Annotated in this window: 6 protein-coding genes; 3 read left to right on the top strand and 3 right to left on the bottom strand. The window is 61.7% G+C overall.

The annotated features are described in order from the left end of the window. Together RT91_RS14530 and RT91_RS20725 are read right to left on the bottom strand one after the other, a co-directional pair. Positions 1-464 (bottom strand): phage integrase N-terminal SAM-like domain-containing protein (locus RT91_RS14530; protein WP_240314315.1); only part of this gene is annotated, 464 nt, incomplete at its 3' end. Between the two features lie 169 nt (positions 465-633). Then, the gene (locus RT91_RS20725; protein ID WP_082468619.1) at positions 634-1317 is read right to left on the bottom strand and encodes an SOS response-associated peptidase; all 684 of its coding nucleotides are present in this window, start codon (positions 1315-1317) and stop codon (positions 634-636) included. Positions 1318-1373: 56 nt separating this feature from the next. Here RT91_RS20725 and RT91_RS14520 point away from each other — a divergent pair, with 56 nt between their 5' ends. The 3 genes from RT91_RS14520 (at position 1374) to RT91_RS22320 (ending at position 3997) form a co-directional block, all read left to right on the top strand. Continuing rightward, positions 1374-1751 carry a LexA family transcriptional regulator gene (locus RT91_RS14520; RefSeq protein ID WP_007425051.1) on the top strand — a complete coding sequence of 126 codons (378 nt, stop codon included), beginning with the start codon at positions 1374-1376 and terminating at the stop codon, positions 1749-1751. A gap of 5 nt (positions 1752-1756) precedes the next feature. Continuing rightward, positions 1757-3013 carry a Y-family DNA polymerase gene (locus RT91_RS14515; RefSeq protein WP_035187957.1) on the top strand — a complete coding sequence of 419 codons (1257 nt, stop codon included), beginning with the start codon at positions 1757-1759 and terminating at the stop codon, positions 3011-3013. A gap of 495 nt (positions 3014-3508) precedes the next feature. Beyond that, the gene (locus tag RT91_RS22320; protein WP_035187955.1) at positions 3509-3997 is read left to right on the top strand and encodes a hypothetical protein; all 489 of its coding nucleotides are present in this window, start codon (positions 3509-3511) and stop codon (positions 3995-3997) included. A 136-nt stretch (positions 3998-4133) separates the two neighbouring features. Here the strand turns inward: RT91_RS22320 and RT91_RS14505 are convergent. Next, positions 4134-5096, bottom strand: a 963-nt coding sequence (locus tag RT91_RS14505; protein ID WP_240314314.1) for a type IV secretory system conjugative DNA transfer family protein, incomplete at its 5' end; no start/stop codon positions are given.

The raw sequence follows: 5096 nt of genomic DNA, 5'->3' as shown, positions 1-5096 counted from the left end.
ACCTCGGCCACGCGCATGCCGGCACCATAAGCGACCGAAAGAGCCGCCTGATGCTTGAGGCAGGTGGTCGCGTTGAGCAGCCGTGCGACCTCATCCCGACTGAGCACGACGGGCAGGTTGCGAGGGTGCGGCGTCCGGATCAGCTTGCGCGCCAGATCAGGCCGGTCGATCGTTTGCGTGAAAAAGAACCGTAGCGCCGAGACGATGCTGTTCATGGTCGGTGTCGGCACCCCGGCATCGCGCTGCTCGATCTGGAAGCGGCGAAGATCTTCCGCCGTCGCCGTATCGGGTGAACGCCCCAGGAATGTGGCGAAGCGCCCCACGTCACGAAGGTAATTGCGGTGTGTCTCTCGCGAGAACCGACGCATGTTCATATCGTCGATCAAACGCTGGCGCAGCGGGCTGATCGCAGCAGTGCGGATTGATTCGTTCATCGTTCGGCTCCTTTCGGTTGAAAGAACCAAAGATGCTCCGTCACCGCCGGAATGCGCTCAATCCAGCCACAACGGCCAGGTCTCTAGCCCGATCCCCCCCCCTCCCGCGCAGCGGGTTCGTTCTTCGGCCCATGTCGGGCAGTCGTGAGACGGCTCACTCGCGTCGTTGATGGGCCGAAGCGTCCTCTTTTTCATTGCCTCAAGGCACCAATTCGCCAGTCGGTAATAGCAGTTCTGGTCCGTTGTGCCGGGGCGAATTGACTGCCTGTCCCACCGGCCATGCCAAAGTCAATTCATCGGGTGGTGGATGAAGCAGATCGGCCGCATGTCCAGCAACTTCGCCCAACCAGATCGGCCAGTCCTCATGCTGAATGATGACGGGCATGCGGTCATGCACTGGCGCGGCCGTGACATTGGCGGACGTGGTAATGATGGTGAAGGTGCGGAGAACTTTCCCCGTACCCGGCGTGACCCAGCTTTCCCAAATGCCTGCGAAAGCCATCGTCGCGCGATCCGTGCGGGCAAAGGCGAACGGCCGCTTGCCGTCTGGTGTCACCTGCCACTCATACCAGGCGTCGACCGGCACGAGGCAGCGCCGGGACGCGAACGCCGGCTTGAACATCGGCGAGGTTGCCAAGGTCTCAGCACGGGCGTTGATCGGCCGCCGAGCCTCCCTGATATCCCTGGTCCAGTGAGGCACCAGCCCCCAGCTCAGGAGGTCGATGCGCCGCTCGCCGTTTTCAGGATGTCGGCGGACAACTAGAGCCGGTTGCGACGGGGCGATATTCCAGGACGGCCGTGCATCTACCGGCGCTGAATTGACCGCCCCGAACAGCTTGCGGATCGCTTCAACCGGCTGGAAGGTTGCAAAGCGTCCGCACATGGCGCCTCTTGCTCTCCTGAAATGTTCTCCATATGTTCTAGTCGATGGAGACGAACATGGGAAGCTACACAGGCGGAAATACCACAGGTTTCGTCAGCCCCGCAGGTGATAGCCTGGAGGGACCGATCGATCTGTCCGAGATCCTCGATCTCCGCCGGCCCAGCCGCTACCCCGTGCGCGTCGCCGGCGATGCGCTGGCCAGCCGCGGCATCCTCTCCGGCGATATCCTGATCGCCGATGCCGCCACCCCGCCGGCGCCCGGCAAGGTCGCTGTGGTGATGCTTGCCGGCGACGTGCTGGTCGCCCAGCTCGCCTGGCGCAACGGCCAGTGGCAGCTGCTCTCCGGCCGCGCCGGCACCGAGCCCCTCCCCGTCGAGGGCGATGACGCCGAAATCTGGGCGGTGATCACCGGCCTGGTGCGAACTCAGGTCTGATCGCAATGCCGACTTTCGGGCTGATCGACGGCAATTCCTTCTATTGCTCGGCCGAGCAGGCGTTTGCGCCGGAACTGCGCTCCCGCCCGCTTGTGGTGCTGTCCAACAATGACGGCTGCGCCATCGCCCGAACGCCGGAGGCCAAGGCGCTCGGGATCAAGATGGGCGAGCCCTGGCACCTGTTCCGCAAGCGCCCGGAGAGCAGGGTCGTCGAATGGCGGTCGAGCAACTACGCCCTTTACGGAGACATGAGCCGCCGGGTCTACGACGTGCTCACTGAACGGGTGCCACAGGTTGAGCCCTATTCGATCGACGAGATGTTCCTTGATCTCGATGGTATCCCCGATCTCGACCGGTTCTGTCGCGATCTCCGGCGCGATGTCCGACAGATCGCCAAGATCCCCACCTGTGTCGGGATTGGTCCAACCAAGACGATCGCCAAGCTTGCCAACAAGGTGGCGAAAAAGGAGACGGCGCTGGGTGGCGTGTGCGACCTACGCGATCCGGAGCTTCGGGCGCGGCACTACGAACGGCTGCCTATCGCCGAGGTCTGGGGCATCGGCGGCCAGGCCGGGGCGAAACTCGCCGCGGCGGGGATCGCCACGATCGCGGATTTCGTGCGGGCGGATCCGCGCGTGGTGCGAGACATGCTGACCGTGACTGGCGCCAGGGTGCAGACGGAATTGCGTGGCGCCTCCTGCCTGCCGCTATCGCTGATGGCGCCAACACGGAAGGGAATCGCGGTAAGCCGCAGCTTCGGACACATGATCGACAAGCCGGCCGAACTGCGCGAGGCCATCTGTACCTTCGCCGCGCGCGCGGCGGAGAAGCTCCGCGCCGAGCGGCTTGAGGCGGGCCAGATCGCGGTCTTCACCCATACGAACCCGCACAACGGTGACCCGTGGTATTCGGCGCAGCGCCAGGCCAAGATCGAGCCCACGGCCGATACCGGTCTATTGATCGGCGAGGCGATCAGGCTGTTGCGGGCTGTCTGGCGTCCGGGATACCGGTATTTCAAGGCGGGGGTAATGCTTCAGGACCTGTCACCGGCGCTGCGCCAGGCCGTTCTGTTCGCCAGTTTCGACCGTGACCAATCGGCCGCCGCGATGAAAGCTATGGATGCGATCAACGCCCGGTTCGGGCGCGGAACCCTGCGGATCGCTTCGACGGCCACAACACCATCATGGGGCGCACGCCGGCAAAATCTCTCCCCCCGATACACGACGCAAGCCGGGGAAATGCTGGTCGCGAATTCGTTTTAGCGCGGGCTTCGATTATGCCCGGCTTGGGGGGAAACCGGGAGGTCCGCTTACGGCTGGTGCAAGCGGATAACGTGCATTTGCCTTATGGCGTGTCAAGTCGATTTCAGAAAAGCAGATTTCGGCGCGATGCGAAGGCAAAGCGGCTATTGCGTTTGCCAATGATATAGGAGTCCAGCTTGCTGGGTGTGGAGGCTGGCGCGGCCCCTAGTCACTATGTCTATGTCGATGCGCGTGTGGATTGCGCGCCTGGGGCGATTCGCGACTGCCCCATCACACGGGGAATTTGAAGGGGGGGATAGCGTGGAGACGATTTGCAGCCAAACCAGCCATTGTGCGCTGAACAGCTTATTCTGTATTATTTACGACTTTCAGACACTACTTACCGGTGTTATAGCAATCTGTGCAGCAATCTTCACAGGCTGGCCCGTTTGGCGGCAGCTTAAGGACACCAATCTTCAGACACGAATCTCACACCGGGAAACGTTAGCGAATCTCTTGCGCGATGCGTTGCGGCGTTTCGAGAAGGTCGATCAGTCGATCCGCGAACTCCTTTCGACGGCTTCCCGGGCAACGAGCGGTCCAGAAGGTGAACGGATCGAGATAAACTCGGAGGCAGCTAACGACCTCGAGCAGAGCTTTTCTGGCCTACTGGACTGGTATCTCGTCGTTCTTGCCGACACTGAGCATGCCGACATAGAGGCCTGCAAGTCTGTCTTAAAATCAGCGCTTGATATGTTAGTTAAGACCTTGCGAGACGCACATTGGGCAGACCACAACGAGCAACAGGACGAGGATCACAATATCCCCGATGAAGAATGGGGCAGGATAACGACCCGTTGCGCGGAGGCAAAGATCGAAGCGTTCCATCGAGTGGGCGACGTGCAGAGGGCCTATGGCGCGCTTTGTGAGGCCCAGGAGAAATGGGTCCGATCCCTACGTGGACAGATCGCCAAACTGGATTTGCAGATTTCAGGACCGCAATAAAGACAGGGGAAAGGCTTTCCCTTAACCTTTTCTAACGTCGGCTTTCGTTTGCGGAACCGGCGGGATAGAGCGACCGACTTGGGTCGTGTACAGACATTTAATTTGACACCCTTCTCCCCGTCGTACCTGCCCGTGGCTATGTTGCGTTGACGGCAAAGCGGTTCTCGCCGACGCGATCCGCCATCTCGGGCCGCCGGAAATAAATGGCCCGGCCGCAGCGCAGCGGCCGGCCTGATTTCGGGAAGATGATCTGCTCATCATCCCGCATGTCGTGCATGATTTCCTCGGCGCGGATGAGTTGACGTTTCAGCTCATGATAGGTTGTGGTCTGGCCGGTCGAGCGCGTGCCTGCTTCCAGCCCCTTTGCCGAGTTGCCGGTGTTTGAGCCTTCCGACCAGGCCAACACGCCATATTCGCCGATCGCCGCAGCCAGCTCCTCGGCGACCGCCTTGGTTTTGACGCCAGCGAAGCTATACCAGCTGACCGATTCAAACCACTTGGCCGGGCCGTCCTGGCCGAACAGCTCGCGAAGCTGGCCGATCGACTGATAAAACGGAAACAGCGTGATCTTGTATTTCCGGGCGCAGTCGCGGGCGGTTTCGAGGATTTTCATGGGGCCGAGGCGGGCGGCCTCATCGAGCAGGAACAACACGCGGCCTTCGATCGCGCCATCCGCTTCATAGGCCGCGTTCAGCAGGGCGCCGGTGATGACGCGGGCGACGGCCGGGGTGGCATCGAGCGCCTTCAGCGGAATGTTGATGAAAACCGTGGCCTTGCCGAGCGTCAGCTCAGCGCACCGGAACGTGTTGCCGGAAACGAGATCCGCATAAGCGGCGGTTGAAAGCCAGGCCGTGTCTTGGGTGGCGTTCTTGTAGATGCCGCTAAAGGTCTCATCCACGATGTCCTTCAAGCTACCGGCGAGATCGCGGGCGAGGCGGCTTTGCGAGTTCTTGTGAATATGGGCCAGGACGTTCCGCAGCTCCTTTTCGGGCGTGACGATGGCCGCACGGACGGCGCGCAAGGTCTTTTCGTGCGGGTCCAGGTGTTCGTCCAGAGCATATGCGCGAGCAGCGCCGTCACCAGCTCCTTGCCGCTGTTC

Origin of the sequence: Acidiphilium sp. JA12-A1 (assembly GCF_000724705.2) — a bacterium.
GTDB classification, from domain to species: domain Bacteria; phylum Pseudomonadota; class Alphaproteobacteria; order Acetobacterales; family Acetobacteraceae; genus Acidiphilium; species Acidiphilium multivorum.
This window is presented reverse-complemented; position numbering and strand designations above follow the sequence as displayed.

Excerpts from the sequence above, each read along its gene's own strand:
- RT91_RS14515 (WP_035187957.1), top strand. The coding sequence starts at position 1,757 with ATGCCGACTTTCGGGCTGATCGACGGCAATTCCTTCTATTGCTCGGCC.
- RT91_RS14520 (WP_007425051.1), top strand. The coding sequence starts at position 1,374 with ATGGGAAGCTACACAGGCGGAAATACCACAGGTTTCGTCAGCCCCGCA.
- RT91_RS20725 (WP_082468619.1), bottom strand. The coding sequence starts at position 1,317 with ATGTGCGGACGCTTTGCAACCTTCCAGCCGGTTGAAGCGATCCGCAAG.